We start from the raw sequence: 21,162 nt of genomic DNA on the forward strand, positions 1-21,162 counted from the left end.
TTATAAGGATCATTTTGTCTGTGGTACTGCGCTTGTTCGTTTTGCAACGCCGGGCGGGGCCGCCCAGCGTGTTTTTCCCTACCAGGTAAGCAACGCTTGCCGTTACCGACTGATTTTCCAGGCATCACCCGCTGGCGCCGTGCCACGGTCATAAGGCTTGCCCAGCCACATGTAGAGCAGGCCGAGACCGATGACGATGGCGGTGCTCAGGACCATGGCGTAGTTGATGTACCACGCCGCATCCGGGGTGCGCGGCCAGGCCATGTTGACGATGGCGCCGACGCCGTAGACCAGCGCGCCGATATTCACCGGCAGGCCCCAGGCACCCAGGGTGAACTTGCCGCTGGGTTTCCAGCCGCGGGCCCGGGCGAACAGGGCGGCCAGCACGATCATCTGGAACGCCAGGTAGATGCCAATGGCCGCGAAGCTGACGATGGTCGCCACCGCGTCCTGCAGGAAGAAACCGAGGGCGATGATCAGCGCCGGCAGCACGCCGGAGACGAACAGCGCCGCTACCGGCACCTGGGTGGTCGGTGAAAGCCGCTTGAGCAGGTGGCTGCCGATGACCATTTCATCCCGGGCGTAGGAATACAGCAGGCGACTGGCAGCCGCTTGCAGGCTGATGACGCAGGAGATGAAGGAAATCATCACCACTCCCATCACCACTTTCGAACCGACGCTACCGAAGGCATTGTTGAGGATGGTGGTCACCGGGTCCTTGTCGGTGCCGTTGATCACCGCCTGCATGTCCGGCACAGCGAGGATCAGCGCCAGGCAGGCGAACATCGCGGCGATACCGCCGATGTAGATGGTCATGCGCATGGCCACCGGGATCTGCTTGCTCGGGTTCGGGGTTTCCTCGGCCACATCGCCGCAGGCTTCGAAGCCGTAGTAGAGGAACATGCCGGCCAGGGATGCAGTGAGGAACGCCGGCAGGTAGGAGCCGTCGACACGGATATCGAAGGTGTTGAACAGCACGCTGATCGGCTGGTGACGCTCGAACACCAGCAGGTAGACGCCGACGATCACCGCGCCGACCAGTTCGCAGAGAAAGCCGAACATGGCGATGCGTGCCAGGACCTTGGTGCCGCTGAGGTTGACCAGGGTGGCGAACAGCGTCAGCACCAGGGCGATGACGATATTGGTGTTGTTGCTCGGCTCGAAACCGAGCATCGCCGCCAGGTAAGGACCGGCACCCACGGCTACGGCGGCAATGGTCACACAGAGGGCGATGGAGTAGATCCAGCCGACCATCCACGCCCAGCGTTTACCCACCAGGCGTCGGGCCCACGGGTAGACACCGCCGGAAATCGGGAATTGCGAGACCACTTCACCGAAGATCAGGCAGACCAGCAGTTGTCCACAGCCCACCAGCAGGTAGGCCCAGAACATCGGCGGGCCGCCGGCGGCCAGGCACAGGCCGAACAGGGTGTAGACGCCGACCACCGGCGAAAGGTAGGTAAAGCCCAGGGCGAAGTTTTCCCACAGGCTCATGCTGCGATTGAAGTTCGAGGTGTAGCCCAGTTTGCGCAGCTGTTCGGCATCGCTGTCGGCTGCTGCGCCGAGATGGGGTTGTGCACTCATGACGGTATTGCTCCGGAAAATCGGCAGATTTCAGGTGTCCGAAACCGTGGCCGGGCCATGACGGCCCGTCCCGGTTCGGTATTGTTGTGGTGGGTTGGTACTTAGTGCTTGAACATCACATGACGCACGGTGGTGTAGTCCTCCAATCCGTACATGGACATGTCCTTGCCATAACCGGACAGTTTCTGCCCGCCATGGGGCATTTCGCTGACCAGCATGAAATGGGTGTTGACCCAGGTGCAGCCGTATTGCAAACGGGCCGCCAGGCGGTGGGCGCGACCGACGTCGGCGGTCCATACCGACGACGCCAGGCCGTAGTCCGAATCGTTGGCCCAACCCAGTACCTGGGCTTCATCGCTGAACTTCGTCACCGATACCACCGGCCCGAACACCTCGCGGCGGACGATTTCGTCATCCTGCTGGGCATCGGCCAGGACCGTCGGTTCGAAGAAGAAGCCATTGCCGGGTACCGCCTTGCCCCCGGTGACCAGGCGGATATGCGACTGGGCCAGCGCGCGCTCGACGAAGCCGGCCACGCGGTCACGGTGCTGGGCCGTGATCAGTGGACCCAGCTCGGTTTCAGGGTCGTCCTGCAAGCCGTACTTGATGGTGCTGACCGCCGCGCCGAGTTTCTCGACGAACTTCTCGTAGATCCCGGCCTGGGCGTAGACCCGGCAGGCGGCGGTGCAGTCCTGGCCGGCATTGTAGAAACCGAAGGTGCGGATGCCTTCCACGGCGGCGTCGATATCGGCGTCGTCGAAGATGATCACCGGGGCCTTGCCGCCCAGTTCCATGTGCATGCGCTTGACGCTGTCGGCGGTGCTGGAAATGATGTGCGAGCCGGTGGCAATGGAACCGGTCAGCGAGACCATGCGCACCTGCGGATGGGTCACCAGCGGATTGCCCACGGTCGGGCCACGGCCGAAGACCAGGTTGAGCACGCCGGCGGGGAAGATCTGCGCCGCCAGTTCGGCCAGGCGCAGTGCGGTCAGCGGGGTCTGTTCCGAGGGTTTGAGCACCACGGTATTGCCGGCGGCCAGGGCCGGGGCGATTTTCCAGGCGACCATCATCAGCGGGTAGTTCCACGGTGCGATGGAGGCGATCACGCCCACCGGGTCGCGGCGGATCATCGAGGTGTGGCCGGGCAGGTATTCGCCTCCCGCCGAGCCGCTCATGCAGCGGCTGGCGCCAGCGAAGAAACGGAACACGTCGGCGATGGCCGGGATCTCGTCGTTGAGGGCGGCGCTCAGGGGTTTGCCGCAGTTGTCCGATTCCAGTTTCGCCAGTTCCGGGCCGTGGGCCTCGATGGCATCGGCCAGTTTCAGCAGCAGCAGGGAGCGGTCCTTCGGTGCGGTCTGCGACCAGCTTTCGAAAGCGGCGGCGGCGGCGCGCACGGCGGCGTCGACCTGGGCTTCGCTGGCTTCGTGGATATCCACCAGCACCCGGCCCAGGGACGGGTTGAACACGGATTGGGCCGGGCCTTCGCCGTTGACGAGCTGGCCGTTGATCAGCAGTTTGGTTTGCATATGGATGTCCTCATGACGCAATCAGATATTTCGATCAACACCGAACCTTTGTAGGAGCAGGGCTTGCCCGCGAAGAGGCCCTTGAGCCCTGCATCGCCTATCAGGACGCCATCGCCGGCAAGCCCTGCTCCTACAGGTTCGGTGTTGATCCTTGGAAATGGGTTATTTGCCACCACTGCCCGCCACGCTTTCACCGCCGCGGGTCAGGTAGTAGGCGCCGAGGATCGGCAGCATCGTGACCATCATCACCAGCATGGCGACCACGTTGGTCACGGGCACATCCCGTGGCCGGCTGAGCTGGTTGAGCAGCCAGATCGGCAAGGTGCGTTCATGGCCGGCAGTAAAGGTGGTGACGATGATCTCGTCGAACGACAGGGCAAACGCCAGCATGCCGCCGGCCAGCAACGCCGAGCCGAGGTTCGGCAGGACGATGTAGCGGAAGGTCTGCCAACCGTCGGCACCCAGGTCCATCGAGGCCTCGATCAGGCTGTGGGAGGTGCGCCGCAAGCGGGCGATGACGTTGTTGTAGACGATCACCACGCAGAAGGTCGCGTGGCCGACGATGATGGTGAACATCCCAGGCTCGATCCCCAGGGTCTTGAAGGTTGCGAGCAGGGCGATCCCGGTGATGATCCCCGGCAGCGCGATGGGCAGGATCAGCATCAGCGAGATGCCCTGCTTGCCGAAGAAGTCCCGGCGATACAGGGCGGCCGAAGCCAGGGTGCCGAGCAGCATGGCGATCAGCGTGGCAATCGCGGCGATCTGCAACGACAGCTTGATGGCTTCCAGCACGTCCGGCCGGCCGAAGGCCACGCTGAACCACTTCAGGGTGAAGCCCTGGGGCGGGAAGCTGAAGGCCGCGTCTTCGGTGTTGAAGGCGTAGAGGAAGATGATCAGGATCGGGAAGTGCAGGAACACCAGCCCGCCCCAGGCCGCCAGGCGCAGACCCAATGAAGCCTTGTCGCCGTGTTGCTGTGAATTAGAGCGCATCGAAGGCCCCCAGGCGTTTGACGATGGACAGGTACACGGCGATCAGCACGATCGGCACCAGGGTGAAGGCCGCTGCCATCGGCATGTTGCCGATGGCGCCCTGCTGGGCGTAGACCATGCTGCCGACGAAGTAGCCGGGCGGGCCGATCAGTTGCGGCACGATAAAGTCGCCCAGGGTCAGCGAGAAGGTGAAGATCGACCCCGCGGCGATGCCGGGAATCGACAGCGGCAGGACCACCTGCATAAAGGTCTGGCGCGGCTTGGCGCCGAGGTCCGCGGAGGCTTGCAGCAACGACGGCGGCAGGCGCTCCAGGGAGGCCTGGATCGGCAGGATCATGAACGGCAGCCAGATATAGACGAACACCAGGCAACGTCCCAGGTGCGAGGTCGACAAGGTACTGCCGCCGACCCCGGGAATGCCCAGCACGAACTGCAACAGCGGCTCCAGCCCGAGGTGCTGGACGAACCACTGGGCGACACCGCCCTTGGCCAGCAGCAGGGTCCAGGCGTAGGCCTTGACGATATAGCTGGCCCACATCGGCATCATCACCGCGATGTAGAAGAACGCCTTGGTCTTGCCCGTGGTGTAGCGCGCCATGTAGTAGGCGATGGGGAAGGCGATGAAACCGGCGACGATGGACACCACCACCGCCATGCTCAGGGTGCGCAGGATGATGTCGAAGTTCGACGGTGCGAACAGGGCGGCGAAGTTGGCCAGGGTCAGGTCCGGGGTGACCGCCATGGTGAAGTCGTCGAAGGTGTAGAACCCTTGCCAGAGCAGGGTCAGCAGCGAGCCGAGGTAGATCGCGCCGAACCAGATCAGCGGCGGCACCAGCAGCAGCGCCAGGTAGACGTTGGGGCGGCGGTACAACAGGTTGGCGAAGCGCCGCATCGGCGAGCCGGCGGCGGTCGCTTGGGGGAGGGCGAGGGTGTTCATGTCAGGCCTCGCTCGCCAGCACAGTCATGGCTTCCCGTGCCCAGCGCGCGGTGATGCGCTGGCCGGCCTGGTGCCCGGTATGGGTGTCCTGCCATTGGCTGTTGGGCTGGCTGATGTTCAGGGTCTGGCCGTTGTCCAGTTTCAGTTCGTAGCGGGTGGCGCTGCCCTGGTACTGGATATCGTGGAGCAGGCCGCTGATCTCGACCTCATGGCCTTGCACCGGACCGTCGGCGAAGCGCACGTGCTCCGGACGGATCGACAGTGGCAGGTCGCTGCCACAGAGCTGTTTTGCCAGGTCACCGCGAATCACGTTGGAGGTGCCGACGAACTCGGCGACAAACACGGTGGCCGGTTTCATATAGAGGTTGCGCGGACTGTCGACCTGTTCGATGCGGCCTTTGTTGAACACGGCGACACGGTCGGACATGGACAGGGCTTCGGTCTGGTCATGGGTGACGAAGATGAAGGTGATGCCCAGTTGCCGTTGCAGTTTTTTCAGCTCGCCCTGCATCTGTTCGCGCAGCTTGAGGTCCAGCGCGCCGAGGGGTTCGTCGAGCAGCAGCACGCGAGGGCGATTGACCAGGGCGCGGGCCAGGGCCACGCGCTGGCGCTGGCCGCCGGAGAGCTGCACCGGCTTGCGCTCGCCATAGCCGGCCAGGGCGACCATGCCCAGGGCTTCTTCGGCGCGGTTCAGGCGTTCGGTCTTGCCGACGCCTTTGACTTTCAGGCCGTAGGCGACGTTGTCGCGAACGTTCATGTGGGGGAACAGCGCGTAATCCTGGAACACCGTGTTCACGTCGCGCTGATAGGGCGGCAGGCCGGCGGCTTCTTCGCCATGGATGCGGATCGAGCCGGCGCTGGGCTGTTCGAAACCGGCGATCAGGCGCAGGCAGGTGGTCTTGCCCGAGCCGGAAGGGCCAAGCATGGAAAAGAACTCGCCGTCCTGGATATCGATGGAAACCCGGTCGACGGCTTTCACTTCGCCGAACTGACGGGAAACGTGGGTGAACTGGACTGCAAGCGTCATGATGCGGTGCTCCGAGAAGGCATGGGTCGCCACAGCGGCCCGGCCTGGACTTCTGAAAAAGCTGAAACGGTGGAGAGCGGTCTGACTCACAGCGCGCCGCCTGTTCGGACGCCATCGCCGGCAAGCCGGCTCCTACAGGATTTGTGTCGTACGCAAATTCGGTATTCGACACCGATCCCTTGTAGGAGCTGGCTTGCCAGCGATGAGGCCCTTGAGCCTTGCATCGCCTATCTGGACGCCATCGCCGGCAAGCCAGCGCCTACAGGTTCTGCGGGTACTCAAGATCGCTCGGGGATCAACGGCCGCCCATGATCGCGATGTAATCCTGGGTCCAGCGGCTATACGGCACGAACTTGCCGCCCGCGGCCTGCGGAGTGGTCCAGAAGGCGATCTTGTCGAAGTGGTCGAAGCCATTGGTCTTGCAGCCTTCAGCCCCCAGCAACTCGCTTTCCTTGCACGCCGCCGGGACCGCCGGCAACGAACCGAACCAGGCCGCGACATCGCCCTGGACCTTGGGCTGCAGCGACCAGTCCATCCACTTGTAGGCGCAGTTCGGGTGCTTGGCATCGGCGTGCAGCATGGTGGTGTCGGCCCAGCCGGTGACGCCTTCCTTCGGAATGGTCGAAGCCACCGGCTGCTTGTCCGCCTGCAAGCCGTTGACCATATAGCCCCAGGAACTGGAGGCGGCGACGCCTTCGTTCTTGAAGTCACTCATCTGCACGGTCGCGTCATGCCAGTAGCGATGGATCAACGGCTGCTGCGCGCGCAGCAGGTCGAGCACGGCCTTGTACTGGGTTTCAGTCAGCTCGTAGGGGTTCTGAATCCCCAGTTCCGGCTTCGCCGACTTCAGGTACAGCGCCGCGTCGGCAATGTAGATCGGGCCGTCATAGGCCTGCACGCGGCCCTTGTTCGGCTTGCCGTCCGGCAGGTTCTGCGCATCGAAGATCACACCCCAGCTGGTCGGTGCCTGCTTGAACACACTGGTGTTGTACATCAGCACGTTCGGGCCCCACTGATAAGGCGTGCCGTAGGTCTGCTTGTTGACCACATACCACGGCGCATCCTTGAGACGCGGGTCGAGGTTCTTCCAGTTCGGGATCAATGCGGTGTTGATCGGTTGCACACGCTTGCCGACGATCAGCCGCAGGGAGGCGTCGCCGGAGGCGGTGACCAGGTCATAACCACCCTTGGCCATCAGACTGACCATTTCATCGGAGGTGGCCGCGGTTTTCACGCTGACCTTGCAACCGGTTTCCTTCTCGAAGCCCGTCACCCAGTCGTAGGCCTTGTCGCTTTCGCCGCGTTCGATGTAGCCGGGCCAGGCGACGATATCCAGTTGGCCTTCGCCCGCACCGACGGCTTTCAGCGGCTCGGCGGCCTGGATCGAGACGCTGGCCAGCAGCGCGGTGGTCATTGCACTGAGCAGTGCGGTCTTGTGCACGAACATGGGGATTCCCTCTTCTTTAATTATGGTCGGGGCAGTTGAACGTGATGCAGCGTGCCGTTTGCGGGCTGGTTATTAGCGTAGAGCGTCTTACAAATGCTGGCCGTGGCGCGCCATGATGTGCCGCACCACGCTGTAGTCCTGAAGCGAATCGCTGGACAGATCCTTGCCGTAACCGGAGCGCTTCAGGCCGCCGTGGGGCATTTCGCTGACCAGCATGAAATGGCTGTTGATCCAGGTGCAGCCGTATTGCAGGCGCGAAGCCACCTGCATGGCCTTGTCCAGGTTCTGGGTCCAGACCGACGAGGCCAGGCCGTATTCCGAGTCGTTGGCCCAGTCCACCGCCTGGCTCAGTTCGTCGAAGCGGGTCACGGTGACCACCGGGCCGAACACTTCGCGCTGGACGATCTCGTCGCTCTGCTTGCAACCGGCGAGCAGGGTCGGCTGGTAATAGAAGCCGGCCCCGGAATGCACGGCGGCACCGGTGACCCGTTCGATATGCGGTTGCCCGAGGGCGCGTTCGACAAAGCTGGCGACGCGGTCGCGCTGGCGGGTGCTGATCAGCGGGCCGATTTCATTGTCGGCGTCGCGCTTGCCGGCAAACCGCAGGCTGCTGACCGCCGCGCCGAGTTCGGCCACCAGCTTGTCGTGAATCCCGGCCTGGGCGTAGATCCGACAAGCCGCGGTGCAATCTTGCCCGGCGTTGTAGTAGCCGTAGCTGCGCACGCCTTCGACCACGGCTTGCAGATCGGCGTCGTTGCAGACGATCACCGGTGCCTTGCCGCCCAGTTCCAGGTGGGTGCGTTTCACACTTTTGGCGGCGGCCTGGAGGATTTTCTGGCCGGTGACGATATCGCCGGTCAGCGACACCATGCGCACTTTCGGGTGGCTGACCAGATGGCTGCCGACCCCTTCGCCACCGCCGCAAACGATATTGATCACCCCTGGCGGCAGCAGCTCGGCGAGGGTTGGCGCCAGGGCCAGGATCGACAGCGGCGTGTGTTCGGAGGGTTTGAATACCAGGGTGTTGCCAGCGGCCAGGGCCGGGGCGATTTTCCACGCGGCCATCATGATCGGGTAGTTCCACGGCGCGATGGAGGCGACCACGCCAATCGGGTCGCGGCGCACCATGCTGGTGTAGCCCGGCAGGTATTCGCCGGACAACTGGCCGGTCTGGCAACGCACGGCACCGGCGAAGAAGCGGAATACGTCGACTGTGGCGCTGAGGTCGTCCTGGCGGGCCAGGTGCAGGGGTTTGCCGCAGTTCAGCGATTCCAGGCGGGCCAGCAGGTCGGCGTTTTTCTCCACCGCATCGGCGATGGCCAGGAGGATATTGGCCCGTTGCTGCGGAGTGGTCCGCGACCAGCCGGCAAAGGCCCGATGGGCGGCGAGGATGGCGCTTTCGACCTGTTCGCTGCTGGCTTCGGCGATATGGGTCAGTACCTCGCCCGTGGCCGGGTTGAGGATCGGCTCGACAAAACCCTGGCCGGCAACGAGTTCACCGTCGATCAGCAAAGCGGTGAACAGTGGGGTCGGGTGTGCGCCAGCCATTTTGCGAGTTCTCTTTTCTTGTGTGGCCATGGAGCTTCCCCTATCGCTGGAGTCCGGCCTTTCTCTAGATGGATGGCAAGAGACTAGAGGGCGGACGGGAGGTCGACAAATACTAAATACTGAATGCAACGTTCGATTAAATAGATGGCTTGCGGCCGCCGTGGGGCTGTTCGCGAGCCACGGTCAGGAATGGGTCCACCAGCGGCGGCCGGGCGGTGCCCCGGCGCCAGGCCAGGCCCACGTCCAGGGTCTGGCTGAGGTCGGCCAGGGGCCGGGCTTCGATGATGTCGCCCTCCAGGGACCAGGGCCGGTAGGTCATGTCCGGCTGGATCGATACCCCCAGTCCGGCCGCCACCAGACTCCGTACCGCTTCGGTGGATGCGGTGCGCAGGGTGATCCGCGGTTGCAGGCCGGCGCCGCGCCACATGCGCTGGGCATTGCGGTCCATTTCATCGACATTGAGCTGGATCAGCGGCTCGCGGGCGACGTCGGCCAGGTTGATGCTGTCGTGTTCCAGCAGCGGGTGCTGGGCCGGCAGCCACAGGCGATGGGGCGAATGGGTCAGGACCTCGGTCTGCAGGGCATGGCGGTCTTCGAGGTTGGAGAGGATCAGCACCCCGACATCGATCTCGCCGCTGACCAGCAAGTGCTCGATATAGGGGCGCTCGTCTTCCATCACGCGGATTTCCACGTTGGGGTAGGCGCGCTGGAAACGGGTCAGCAGGTCGGCGAGGTAGTAGCCGGCCACCAGGCTGGTCACGCCGATGGTCAGTTGCCCGGCGACCTGGTCGGTGCTCTGTTGCAGGCTGCGCTTGGCGTTGTCGACAGTGGCGAGGATCAGGTGGGCCTGGCGCAGGAACTGGTGGCCCTGGTGGGTCAGGGTCATGCCCTTGGCGTGGCGGTTGAACAGGCTGACGCCGATCTCCTGCTCCAACTGCTGGATCGCCAGGGTCAGGGTCGACTGGGAAATGAACACCGCCTGGGCGGCGGCCGAGATCGAGCCGGTCTCGGCCACGGCGATAAAGTGACGGATCTGACGCAGGGTCATCATGGGGCGCGCACCGATGCCGGTTAGCCGGCAGGTTGTTTTTATGGATGCGAGCCAGTGTATATCTTTTTAATCGATGGCCTTGCAGGTGGCGGGCGCAAGTGGCGACCTCAGTGCGAACCGCCAGCCTTTGCCGCGTCATGAAAATGCGCCTGGCCCTTGCCCGCATGCTTGGCGCGGTACAAGGCGCGGTCCGCCAGGCCGAGCACGTCGCTCAGGTCCGGAGCATCCAGGGGCCACAGCGCGCCGCCGATGCTGCAACCGATCCAGGCGGGGACATCGTGGACCCGGAATGATTGCCCCAGGCTGGCGAGCACACGCTCGGCAATGCTGCGTGCCTGGTCGACGGCATCGTGGCGGGGCACTTGCAGGACCATCAGGAATTCGTCGCCACCCAGGCGTGCCACCAGGTCGCCTTCGCGCAGGCAGACGCGCAAGCGACTTGCCACTTCCCTGAGCAGCTCATCGCCGCCGGCATGGCCGAACTGGTCGTTGATCGGCTTGAAACCGTCGAGGTCCAGGTAGAGCAAGGCCAGGTAATGGTTCTGTGCCTGGCTGCGCTGCTGGGCGCGGGGCAGGTATTTCTCCAGGGCGGCGCGGTTCGGCAGGCCGGTCAGGGCATCATGGTGGGCCAGGCTTTCCATCATCCCCAGGGCGGTCTGGTGATTGCTCAGGCTGTCCACCAGATGGCGGATCGATTGGCTCAACTGGGCGATTTCCCGGGTGCCCCTGACTTCGGGAATCTCCATGGACTCACCCAGGCTCAAACGGTCGGCGGCCCGGGCGATGGCATGCAGCGGCCGGGTAAACCAGGTGGCCAGCAACCAGCCGATAAAGGCGATAACCACCGCCAGGGCAATGCCCCAGACCAGGATATCGCGCTGCAATGCCTTGGCCGGCGCGTAGGCCTCATCGAGCGTCTGGCGCGCCACCACGGTCCAGCCCAGTCCGCTATAGCTGCCGTAGCCACGACTCACGGCAATGCCCGTGAGGTAGTCCTGGCCGTCCGGCCAGCGCTGGACGCCCCAACGGGTCTGTTGGTTGCCGAGGTCATCGAGCAAGGGCAGGGGCAGTGCCTGGCCGATCGACTCCTTGGGGCCGAGGATGACCTGGTGGTTGGCGGCGAGGACAAAAAACTCTTCCTTGCGCCGGATCAGCAGGGGTTCGAGCAACGACCGGCGCAGCTCTTCGGCCCAGCCCCAGGAGAGGTGCGCGGCGAGGACGCCGACTTTATTTTGTGACGGTATGTTGCTGAGTTCGTCGCTGAACACCGGCAGGCTGATGTCGACGAACTTCATGGCCTCGCCACTGGGGTTGGGCAGCAGTTTGGACAGTAGCTTGGCGTCATGCACATCACCGACGAACAACCGTTCCCGGCCCTGGCTGAACACCGGCCGCTCGCCGATATTGGCCTGTTCGAGAATGCCTTGGGTCGCGGCCTTGACCACCCCGTCGGGGGCGACGAAACCGACCCAGGCGATGCTCGGGAACTCCGCCTGCAAATGGTCGAGCAGGTGGCGGATCTGCTGGGTGTCCGAGGCTTGCTGGATGACCTGGAGCCGACTGATGACGCTCAGCAGGTGAATCCGGCTGGCCATGTCGCGGTCCAGTCGATCCGACATCTGGTAGGCATTTTCGGCCAGATCCTGGCCAATTTCGCGGATCATCCTTGAACTGGAGTCGTGGCTGATCAGCGAGCCCAGCAACCAGCTCAGCAAGCCGACCAACAAGGCGATCATCAGCGCGAAACGACTGCGCAGGCTGGGCAGGACGGGCATGAACTGGGTTCCTAGAATGGATGGATCAAGGATGACACACGCTCGGCTATACTGCCCCTCATTTGAATGGCTCTAGAGGACTGCGAGTGAAGAACTGGACGTTGCGCCAACGAATATTGGCAAGCTTTGCCGTCATCATCGCGATCATGCTGCTGATGGTGGTGGCTTCGTATTCCCGGCTGCTGTCGATCGAGTCCAGCGAGGAAAGTGTGCGCACCGACGCCATTCCCGGGGTTTACTACAGCACCATGATCCGCAGTGCCTGGGTCGACAGTTATGTCCTGACCCAGCAACTGCTGGGATTCAGCGCCGACGGCGTTATCAGTGCCGCTGACCAGGCGCAGTTCAAGGGCTTCGAAAACCGTCTGAACGTGCAGATCGAGAACTACCAGAAGACCATTTTCAGTCAGGAAGACCAAGTGGCCTTCGACGTATTCAAGCGTGAGCGGGTGGCTTACGACAAGTTGCTGGCCAGCGTGCTCGATCTCTATCAGCACAAGCAGAACGACCAGGCTATCCGGATGTTCAACGAGCAATTGGCGCCTGCCTGGGCCGAAGGTCGTAAGCAACTCAATGACATCATCGACCAGAACAAGGACGTCGCCGACCAGGACACGGACTCGATTTCCGCCGCCGTATCAGCGGCGAAACTCAGCATGGGCATTTCCTTGCTGATCGCGGTGCTCGCCGCCGGCCTCTGCGGCCTGCTGCTGATGCGGGCGATCATGGCGCCGATGCAGCGAATTGTCGAAATCCTTGAAATCATGCGCACCGGTGACTTGAGCAGCCGTCTGAACCTGGCGCGCAAGGACGAGTTCGGGGCGGTGGAAACCGGCTTCAACGACATGATGACTGAATTGACGGCCCTGGTTTCCCAGGCCCAGCGCTCTTCGGTGCAGGTCACCACCTCGGTCACGGAAATCGCCGCCACGTCCAAGCAGCAGCAGGCCACGGCGACTGAAACCGCCGCGACCACCACCGAGATCGGTGCGACTTCGCGGGAAATCGCCGCGACCTCCCGCGACCTGGTGCGGACCATGACCGAGGTGTCCACCGCCGCCGACCAGGCCTCGGTGCTGGCCGGTTCCGGCCAGCAAGGGCTGGCGCGCATGGAAGAAACCATGCATTCGGTGATGGGCGCCGCCGACCTGGTGAACTCCAAGCTGGCGATCCTCAACGAGAAAGCCGGCAACATCAACCAGGTGGTGGTGACCATCGTCAAGGTCGCCGACCAGACCAACCTGTTGTCCCTCAACGCCGCCATCGAGGCGGAAAAGGCCGGTGAGTACGGTCGCGGTTTTGCCGTGGTCGCCACCGAAGTGCGGCGCCTGGCGGACCAGACCGCCGTCGCCACCTACGACATCGAACAGATGGTCCGCGAGATCCAGTCGGCGGTGTCCGCCGGGGTCATGGGCATGGACAAGTTCTCCGAGGAAGTGCGCCGCGGCATGTTCGAAGTGCAGCAGGTCGGCGAGCAACTGTCGCAGATCATCCATCAGGTCCAGGCCCTGGCGCCGCGGGTGCTGATGGTCAACGAAGGCATGCAGGCCCAGGCCACCGGTGCCGAACAGATCAACCTCGCCCTGGTGCAACTGGGCGATGCCAGCAGCCAGACCGTCGAATCCCTGCGCCAGGCCAGTTTCGCCATCGACGAGCTGAGCCAGGTCGCGGTAGGCCTGCGCAGCGGCGTCTCGCGTTTCAAAGTCTGATGAGCGAGTGGGTGGCTAAACGCGTCGCCAGCGCGCAGCCCAGGAACAGCCTGTTCCTGGTCTTTCGCATCAACGGCGAACGCTATGCCCTGGAGGCCATGGAAGTGGCCGAAGTGCTGCCGCGCCTGCAACTCAAGCCCATTGCCCAGGCACCGGCCTGGGTCGCGGGCGTGTTGGCCCACCGTGGCGCAATGGTCCCGGTGATCGACGTCAGCGCCATGACCTTCGGCCAGCCGGCGGCGGCCCGGACCAGCACGCGGTTGGTGCTGGTGCATTACCGTCCCGCCGGCGAGGTGCCCAGGCGGCTGCTCGGGCTGATTCTCGAACAGGCCACCGATACCCTGCGCTGCAACCCGGCGGACTTCCGGCCCTATGGTCTGGACAACCGCGACGCGCCCTACCTGGGGCCGGTACGCGAAGATGCCCAGGGCCTGTTGCAACGCATTCGGGTCAACGACCTGCTCAATGCCGAGGTGCGCGCGCTGTTGTTTCCGGCGGTGGATGAGGGGCGCCCATGAGTGACGACCAGCGCTTTTTCGACTTCCTCAAGCACCGCATCGGCCTTGATGTCGCCTCGGTCGGCCCGGCGATTATCGAGCGTGCCGTGCGCCAGCGTTGCACTCAGTTGCAGATGCCTTCGGCGGACCACTACTGGACCCGCTTGCAGACCAGCGGTGACGAACAGCAAGCGCTGATCGAAGCGGTGATCGTCCCGGAAACCTGGTTCTTCCGTTACCCGGAATCCTTTTCCACCCTGGCGCGCCTGGCCAGCGAACGGTTGGCGCAGATCAAGGGCATGCGCGCCTTGAAGATCCTCAGCCTGCCCTGTTCCACCGGCGAAGAGCCCTATTCGATCGCCATGGCGCTGCTCGATGCGGGCCTGGCGCCGCACCAGTTCAAGGTTGACGGCATCGACGTCAGCCCGCTGTCGGTGGAGCGGGCCAAGCGCGCGGTGTACGGCAAGAATTCCTTTCGCGGCCAGGGGCTGGAGTTTCGCGAGCGGCACTTCACCGCGCTGGCTGACGGTTACCGGCTCAGCGAGCGGGTCCGCGAACAGGTACGTTTGCAGAGCGGCAACCTGCTCGATCCCGAGTTGCGGGCGGGCGAGGTCTATGACTTCGTGTTCTGCCGCAACCTGCTGATCTATTTCGACCTGGCGACGCAACGCCAGGTCTTCGACATTCTCAAGCGCCTCACCCACGTGGACGGCGTGCTGTTTATCGGCCCGGCCGAGGGCAACCTGCTGGGGCGGATGGGCATGCGCTCCATCGGCGCGGCGCAGTCCTTTGCCTTTCGCCGCGCGACGGAAGTCGAGCCCCAACCCCCGCCGGTGATCGTCCCGCCGCCTTTGCCGGTGCGTGTGTCGCAACCCGTCAGCGCGCCGGTGTTGCCTCTGCGCCGACCGTTCGCCCCCAGCGCGGTGTTCACGCCCGCCGCGCCAGTGTCGCTGGTCTCGAACGACGCGGCCGGCCTGCTGGCGCGGATTGCCACCCTGGCCAACGAAGGCAACGGCGCCCAGGCGCGCCAGGCCTGCGAAACCTACCTGCGCCAACACGAGCCGGTGGCCCAGGTCTTCTACTGGCTGGGCCTGCTGAGTGACGTGGCCGGCAGTGCGCTGGAGGCCCAGGGCTTTTATCGCAAGGCCTTGTACCTGGAACCGCAACATCCCGAGGCCCTTGTCCACCTGGCGGCCCTGCTGGCCTCCCAGGGTGATGCGGCAGGTGCCCGGCGATTGCAGGAGCGCGCCGCCCGTAGCGAGCGCACCGCTGACAGTGAGCGTAAACGATGAGCGGTTTGACAGCCTTGAACCTGACCCACCACGACGCCGAGAAAATCGACGATTGCTGGAACCGCATCGGCATCCACGGCGACAAATCCTGCCCGCTGCTGATCGAACATATCCACTGCCGTAACTGTGCGGTGTATTCCGCCGCCGCCACGCGTCTGCTGGACCGCTATTCGTTGCAACAGGAGCGACCCGAGCAGGGTGCGGCGGTCGAGGTCGAGCGTGATGTGGTCACCCGCTCGCTGCTGATGTTCCGCCTCGGCGAGGAATGGCTGGGCCTGGCCACCCGCTGCCTGGTGGAAGTCGCGCCGCTGCAGCCTATTCATTCCCTGCCGCACCAGCGTTCGCGGGCCTTGCTCGGTGTGGCCAACGTGCGCGGTGCCTTGGTGGCCTGCCTGTCGCTGGTGGAGTTGCTCGGGCTGGATGCCTCGATCACGGCCACGCCGGGTGGCCGGGTCATGCCGCGCATGCTGATCGTCGGTGCCCAGGGCGGTCCGGTGGTGCTGCCGGTGGACGAGGTGGACGGTATCCATGCCATCGACCAGCGCCTGCTCGACAGTGCCAGCGCCGCCGGCCCCCAGGCCAGTGCACGGTTCACTCGTGGTGTCCTGCCGTTCAGGGGGCGCAGCCTGCGTTGGCTGGATGAAGAGCAATTGCTGTCGGCCGTGACCCGGAGCTTCACATGACCCCCGATCAAATGCGCGATTCGTCGCTGCTGGAATTGTTCAGCCTGGAGGCCGAGGCCCAGACCCAGGTGCTCAGCGCCGGCCTGCTGGCCCTGGAGCGCAACCCGACCCAGGCCGATCAGCTCGAAGCCTGCATGCGTGCGGCCCATTCGCTCAAGGGCGCGGCTCGGATTGTCGGTGTGGATGCCGGAGTCAGCGTCGCCCATGTGATGGAAGACTGCCTGGTCAGCGCCCAGGAAGGTCGCCTGTACTTGCAAGCGGAACATATCGATGCCTTGCTGCACGGCACCGACTTGCTGATGCGCATCGCCACGCCCAGCGCCAATGTCGGGCCGGTGGAGATCGAAGCCTATGTCCTGCGGTTGCAGGCGTTGCTCGATCCCGCGGCGGCCCCTGCCCGGGTGCTGCCGACGGCGCCCGAGCCGGCGCAAGTCGCGTTCGTGCCGCCTGTAGCCCTTGACCTTGAAATGCCGTCTCTTGAAACCGTGCTGGCGGACACCCCGTTACCGGAGCTGGCGACCCCGGGCCGCCGGGTCGCCGAAGGCGGCGAACGGGTATTACGGGTCACTGCCGAACGCTTGAACAGCCTGCTCGATTTGTCGAGCAAATCCCTGGTGGAAACCCAGCGCCTCAAGCCGTACCTGGCGACGATGCAGCGGGTGCGGCGAATGCAGGACAAAGGCCTGCGGGCCCTGGACCAGCTCAGTGATCACTTGAAGAGCGTCGGCCTGAGCCTTGAAGCCGAGGAAGCCCTGGGTGATGCCCGGCGTTTGCTGGCCGAGTCCCAGCAGATGCTGACGGCGCAAACCCTGGAGCTGGACGAGTTCGGCTGGCAGGCCAGCCAGCGGGCCCAGGTGCTCTATGACACCGCGCTGGCCTGTCGCATGCGGCCCTTTGCCGATGTCCTCGGCGGCCAGGTGCGGATGGTCCGGGACCTGGGCCGCAGCCTGGGCAAGCAGGTGCGGTTGGAAATCGAAGGGGAGAAGACCCAGGTCGACCGCGACGTGCTGGAAAAGCTCGAAGCGCCGCTGACCCATCTGCTGCGCAATGCCGTGGACCATGGCATCGAAAGCCCGGAACTGCGGGTGCTGGCCGGGAAACCGGCGGAAGGCCTGATTCGTCTGCGGGCCTCGCACCAGGCCGGGCTGCTGGTGCTGCAATTGAGCGATGACGGCGCCGGGGTGGACCTGGAGCGGGTTCGTCGCAGCGTTGTCGAGCGGCATTTGTCCCCGGCCGAGACCGCCGCGCAACTGAGCGAAGAGGAGTTGCTGAGCTTCCTCTTCCTGCCGGGGTTCAGCCTGCGGGACAAGGTCACCGAAGTCTCCGGGCGCGGGGTCGGCCTCGACGCGGTGCAGCACATGGTCCGCCAGTTGCGCGGTGCCGTGGTGCTGGAGCAGACGGCGGGGCAGGGCAGCCGTTTCCACCTCGAAGTGCCGCTGACCTTGTCGGTGGTGCGCAGCCTGGTGGTGGAGGTCGGCGGCGAGGCCTATGCCTTTCCCCTGGCCCATATCGAACGCATGTGCGACCTGGCGCCCGAGGACATTGTGCAACTCGAGGGGCGCCAGCACTTCTGGCACGAAGGCCGGCATGTCGGCTTGGTGGCGGCTAGCCAGTTGTTGCAGCGCCCGGCCAGCGAACACCATGATGGCAACCTCAAGGTCGTGGTGATCCGCGAGCGCGATGCGGTCTATGGGGTCGAGGTCGAGCGCTTTATCGGCGAGCGCACCCTGGTGGTGCTGCCGCTGGACCCGCGCCTGGGCAAGGTCCAGGATATTTCTGCCGGGGCGTTGCTCGACGACGGTTCGGCGGTGCTGATCGTCGACGTCGAAGACATGCTGCGTTCAGTGGATAAACTGCTCAACACCGGTCGCCTGGAACGTATCGACCGGCGCAATCGCCAGGCCAGCGAGGCCGTGCGCAAGCGTGTGCTGGTGGTCGACGACTCCCTGACCGTGCGCGAACTGCAACGCAAACTGCTGCTCAACCGGGGTTACGAGGTGGCGGTCGCGGTGGATGGCATGGACGGTTGGAACGCCCTGCGCGCCGAAGACTTCGACCTGTTGATCACCGATATCGATATGCCACGAATGGACGGGATTGAATTGGTCACACTCTTGCGCAAAGACACTCGCTTGCAGTCGCTGCCGGTCATGGTGGTGTCCTACAAGGACCGTGAAGAGGATCGTCGACGTGGACTGGACGCCGGAGCCGACTATTATCTGGCCAAGGCCAGTTTTCATGACGACGCCTTGCTGGATGCCGTGGTCGAGCTGATCGGGGGAGCTCAGGGATGAGGATTGCTATCGTCAACGATATGCCCATGGCGGTAGAAGCGTTGCGCCGTGCCCTGGCGTTCGAGCCGGCACACGAAGTGATCTGGGTCGCCGGCAATGGTGCCGAAGCGGTGAAGCATTGCGCCGAGGACACCCCGGACCTGATCCTGATGGACCTGATCATGCCGGTGATGGATGGTGTCGAAGCCACTCGGCGGATCATGGCCGAGTCACCGTGTGCCATTGTCATTGTCACCGTCGATCGGCAACAGAATGTGCACCGGGTCTTCGAGGCCATGGGCCACGGCGCCCTGGATGTGGTCGACACCCCGGCCATCGGCGGCGGCAACCCGAAGGAAGCCGCGGCGCCGTTGTTGCGCAAGATCCTCAATATCGGCTGGCTGATCGGCCAGCGTGGCAGCCGGGTGCGCAGCGTGAGCGCGCCGGCCCGGGATGACAGCCCGCGGCAGAAACTGGTGGCCATCGGCTCTTCGGCCGGGGGACCGGCGGCGCTGGAAACCTTGCTGAAAGGTTTGCCTGCTAATTTCCCCGCCGCGATCGTCCTGGTCCAGCATGTCGACCAGGTATTTGCCGCCGGTATGGCTGAATGGCTGAGCAGCGCCTGCGGCCTGCCGGTGCGCCTTGCTCGCGACGGCGAGGCGCCGCAGCGCGGTATCGTGCTGCTGGCCGGGACGAACCACCATATCCGCTTGTTGAAAAACGGCACCTTGGCCTACACCGCCGAGCCCGTGAACGAGATCTACCGGCCTTCCATCGATGTGTTTTTCGAGAGTGTCGCCAGTTACTGGAATGGCGATGCGGTGGGCGTGCTGTTGACGGGCATGGGGCGCGACGGTGCCCAGGGATTGAAGCTGATGCGCGAGCGCGGCTACCTGACCATCGCCCAGGACCAGCAGAGCAGTGCGGTGTACGGCATGCCCAAGGCCGCGGCGGCTATCGATGCCGCTGTTGAAATTCGCCCACTGAACACGATCGCTCCACGCTTGCTGGAGATATTTCCGACATGAGTTCTATAGTCAGCAGTCCTGACATGAAAGCAGTATTTCAGGTGACCGCGTATGAATGATTTACAAATGTATGATTTCAAGACCACCGACGAAAACGCCGCGATGGTGTTGCTGGTTGACGACCAGGCCATGATCGGCGAGGCGGTGCGGCGTGGATTGGCCACCGAGACCAATATCGATTTCCACTTTTGTGCCGATCCGCACCAGGCGATTGCCCAGGCGATTCGCATCAAGCCGACGGTGATCCTGCAGGACCTGGTGATGCCCGGCCTCGATGGCCTGAGCCTGGTGCGCGAGTACCGCAATCACCCGGCGACCAAGGACATCCCGATCATCGTGCTCTCGACCAAGGAAGACCCGTTGATCAAGAGCGCGGCGTTTGCCGCCGGGGCCAACGATTACCTGGTCAAGTTGCCGGACAACATCGAGCTGGTGGCGCGCATTCGCTATCACTCGCGTTCCTACATGACCTTGTTGCAGCGGGATGCGGCGTATCGGGCGTTGCGGGTCAGCCAGCAGCAGTTGCTCGACACCAACCTGGTGCTGCAGCGCCTGATGAACTCCGATGGCCTGACCGGGTTGTCCAACCGTCGGCACTTCGACGAGTACCTGGAGTTGGAGTGGAGAAGGGCGCAGCGCGAGCAGACGCAGATGTCGTTGCTGATGATCGACGTGGACTATTTCAAAGCCTTCAATGACAGCTTTGGTCACCTGGAAGGCGATGAGGCCTTGCGCAAGGTGGCGGAAACGATCCGTGAGGCCAGCAGCCGGCCGTCGGACCTGCCGGCGCGTTATGGTGGCGAAGAGTTTGCGTTGGTGCTGCCGAACACCTCCCAAGGCGGAGCGCGACTGGTGGCGGAAAAACTGCGCCAGACCGTGGCGGGGTTGAAGATCCCCCACAATATGCCGGGCGAGGGGGCGGTGCTGACGGTCAGCATTGGGGTGTCTACGGTGATACCGCAGCAGGGCAGCAACTGTCGCGATCTGATTTCGGCGGCAGACAAGGGGCTGTATTCAGCGAAGAACAGTGGGCGTAATCAGGTTGGGATTGGTTGAGGCGGATAAATCGCCATTACTGGCATCCGCAGTGGCTCGTATTTCAAGGTGTAAAAGCGGCGACTATTGGGTGAGTGGCTGGACTATAGTTCGGTCGTCACCGATGTGTCGGTGATCGATCTTAGCCGGTCGAAATTCCTAACGGAGCTTGAGCGCCGCCATTACAATGCTGGCGCTTCCTACTGCCTGACGTTTGCGTTATGGCGGTTGTGCGCGGGACACCTTCGGGTGTGCCGGGTGTAGCTCCATAGGACCCGGTCGGCTAACCCGCGTACAGCTGCCACCCTAGTTTTGCTTAGCCGCAAAAGGTGGTGGCTCCTAATGGAGCTTTAGCAATGACTCAATATCGCCCGCTACAAAGCAACCTCACCGAAGCCCCCGTTCTCTACCTCAATCTCGATGCCCCGGTGCGCGACTTGTATGAGTGCGCCATCCAGCGCATCAAGGCCGCCCGTGACCTGAGCCACAGCCTGACCTGCATGAGCATCGGCAACACCTGCGACCGTGATCTTCAGCACTTCGCGGGGGCCACGTACCTGCTGTTGCAGGATGGTTGTGACGCGCTGGATGCGATGCAGGGCCGCTTCACCGACCGAGCCCGCAGCGCCCTGGTTTCCTGATCGAGCACCATCCGTGTGGGAGCCGGCTTGCCGGCGATGACGTCCGCAAGGGCAGTGCAAGGCTCAAGGGCCTCTTCGCGGGCAAGCCCTGCTCCTACAGTCTTGCGTCGTACACAAGT

The 21,162-nt window shown here is 63.9% G+C and carries 17 protein-coding genes; 8 read left to right on the plus strand and 9 right to left on the minus strand.

Features of this window, described 5'->3' with window-relative positions; all coding sequences use genetic code 11:
- Window positions 1-102 precede the first annotated feature (102 nt).
- The 9 genes from CWE01_RS20455 to CWE01_RS20495 form a co-directional block, all read right to left on the minus strand.
- Window positions 103-1,584, minus strand: a complete 1,482-nt coding sequence (locus CWE01_RS20455) for an APC family permease (RefSeq protein ID WP_100942364.1) — start codon at window positions 1,582-1,584, stop codon at window positions 103-105.
- Between the two features lie 101 nt (window positions 1,585-1,685).
- Window positions 1,686-3,110 (minus strand): gamma-aminobutyraldehyde dehydrogenase, encoded by a 1,425-nt coding sequence (locus CWE01_RS20460; protein ID WP_100942365.1) that lies wholly within the window; start codon window positions 3,108-3,110, stop codon window positions 1,686-1,688.
- Window positions 3,111-3,272: 162 nt separating this feature from the next.
- Window positions 3,273-4,100 (minus strand): ABC transporter permease, encoded by an 828-nt coding sequence (locus CWE01_RS20465; RefSeq protein WP_100942366.1) that lies wholly within the window; start codon window positions 4,098-4,100, stop codon window positions 3,273-3,275.
- A complete protein-coding gene (locus tag CWE01_RS20470) occupies window positions 4,090-5,037 on the minus strand; it encodes an ABC transporter permease (protein ID WP_100942367.1) in 948 nt (315 codons plus the stop codon). Before CWE01_RS20470 ends, CWE01_RS20465 begins: the two co-directional genes overlap by 11 nt.
- 1 nt (window position 5,038) lies before the next feature.
- Window positions 5,039-6,064 carry an ABC transporter ATP-binding protein gene (locus tag CWE01_RS20475; RefSeq protein ID WP_100942368.1) on the minus strand — a complete coding sequence of 342 codons (1,026 nt, stop codon included), beginning with the start codon at window positions 6,062-6,064 and terminating at the stop codon, window positions 5,039-5,041.
- Window positions 6,065-6,359: 295 nt separating this feature from the next.
- Window positions 6,360-7,511, minus strand: a complete 1,152-nt coding sequence (gene ydcS, locus CWE01_RS20480) for a putative ABC transporter substrate-binding protein YdcS (RefSeq protein WP_100942369.1) — start codon at window positions 7,509-7,511, stop codon at window positions 6,360-6,362.
- An 87-nt stretch (window positions 7,512-7,598) separates the two neighbouring features.
- Window positions 7,599-9,089 carry a gamma-aminobutyraldehyde dehydrogenase gene (locus CWE01_RS20485; protein WP_100942370.1) on the minus strand — a complete coding sequence of 497 codons (1,491 nt, stop codon included), beginning with the start codon at window positions 9,087-9,089 and terminating at the stop codon, window positions 7,599-7,601.
- A 106-nt stretch (window positions 9,090-9,195) separates the two neighbouring features.
- Window positions 9,196-10,110 carry a LysR family transcriptional regulator gene (locus CWE01_RS20490; RefSeq protein ID WP_100942371.1) on the minus strand — a complete coding sequence of 305 codons (915 nt, stop codon included), beginning with the start codon at window positions 10,108-10,110 and terminating at the stop codon, window positions 9,196-9,198.
- A 107-nt stretch (window positions 10,111-10,217) separates the two neighbouring features.
- Window positions 10,218-11,885, minus strand: coding sequence for a GGDEF domain-containing protein (locus CWE01_RS20495; protein WP_100942372.1), 1,668 nt, complete (start codon window positions 11,883-11,885; stop codon window positions 10,218-10,220).
- Between the two features lie 86 nt (window positions 11,886-11,971).
- On the opposite strand from CWE01_RS20495, the gene CWE01_RS20500 reads away from it, so the two are divergent.
- The 8 genes from CWE01_RS20500 to CWE01_RS20535 all read left to right on the plus strand — a co-directional run bounded on the left by CWE01_RS20500 (window position 11,972) and on the right by CWE01_RS20535 (window position 21,043).
- Window positions 11,972-13,594 carry a methyl-accepting chemotaxis protein gene (locus tag CWE01_RS20500; RefSeq protein WP_100942373.1) on the plus strand — a complete coding sequence of 541 codons (1,623 nt, stop codon included), beginning with the start codon at window positions 11,972-11,974 and terminating at the stop codon, window positions 13,592-13,594.
- Window positions 13,594-14,112 carry a chemotaxis protein CheW gene (locus tag CWE01_RS20505; protein WP_100942374.1) on the plus strand — a complete coding sequence of 173 codons (519 nt, stop codon included), beginning with the start codon at window positions 13,594-13,596 and terminating at the stop codon, window positions 14,110-14,112. Before CWE01_RS20500 ends, CWE01_RS20505 begins: the two co-directional genes overlap by 1 nt.
- Entirely contained in the window at window positions 14,109-15,383 is a 1,275-nt protein-coding gene (locus CWE01_RS20510) for a protein-glutamate O-methyltransferase CheR (RefSeq protein WP_100942375.1), read from the plus strand. The genes CWE01_RS20505 and CWE01_RS20510 overlap by 4 nt, the downstream gene beginning before the upstream one ends.
- Window positions 15,380-16,066, plus strand: a complete 687-nt coding sequence (locus CWE01_RS20515) for a chemotaxis protein CheW (RefSeq protein WP_100942376.1) — start codon at window positions 15,380-15,382, stop codon at window positions 16,064-16,066. The genes CWE01_RS20510 and CWE01_RS20515 overlap by 4 nt, the downstream gene beginning before the upstream one ends.
- Window positions 16,063-18,360 carry a hybrid sensor histidine kinase/response regulator gene (locus CWE01_RS20520; RefSeq protein WP_100942377.1) on the plus strand — a complete coding sequence of 766 codons (2,298 nt, stop codon included), beginning with the start codon at window positions 16,063-16,065 and terminating at the stop codon, window positions 18,358-18,360. The genes CWE01_RS20515 and CWE01_RS20520 overlap by 4 nt, the downstream gene beginning before the upstream one ends.
- A complete protein-coding gene (locus CWE01_RS20525; RefSeq protein WP_100942378.1) occupies window positions 18,357-19,367 on the plus strand; it encodes a chemotaxis response regulator protein-glutamate methylesterase in 1,011 nt (336 codons plus the stop codon). The genes CWE01_RS20520 and CWE01_RS20525 overlap by 4 nt, the downstream gene beginning before the upstream one ends.
- A gap of 51 nt (window positions 19,368-19,418) precedes the next feature.
- Window positions 19,419-20,423, plus strand: a complete 1,005-nt coding sequence (locus CWE01_RS20530) for a PleD family two-component system response regulator (RefSeq protein WP_100942379.1) — start codon at window positions 19,419-19,421, stop codon at window positions 20,421-20,423.
- A gap of 335 nt (window positions 20,424-20,758) precedes the next feature.
- Complete coding sequence (locus CWE01_RS20535) at window positions 20,759-21,043, plus strand: hypothetical protein (protein ID WP_100942380.1); 285 nt, start codon at window positions 20,759-20,761, stop codon at window positions 21,041-21,043.
- The last annotated feature ends 119 nt before the right edge of the window (window positions 21,044-21,162 follow it).

Source organism: Pseudomonas sp. QS1027 (assembly GCF_002814235.1).
GTDB lineage: Bacteria > Pseudomonadota > Gammaproteobacteria > Pseudomonadales > Pseudomonadaceae > Aquipseudomonas.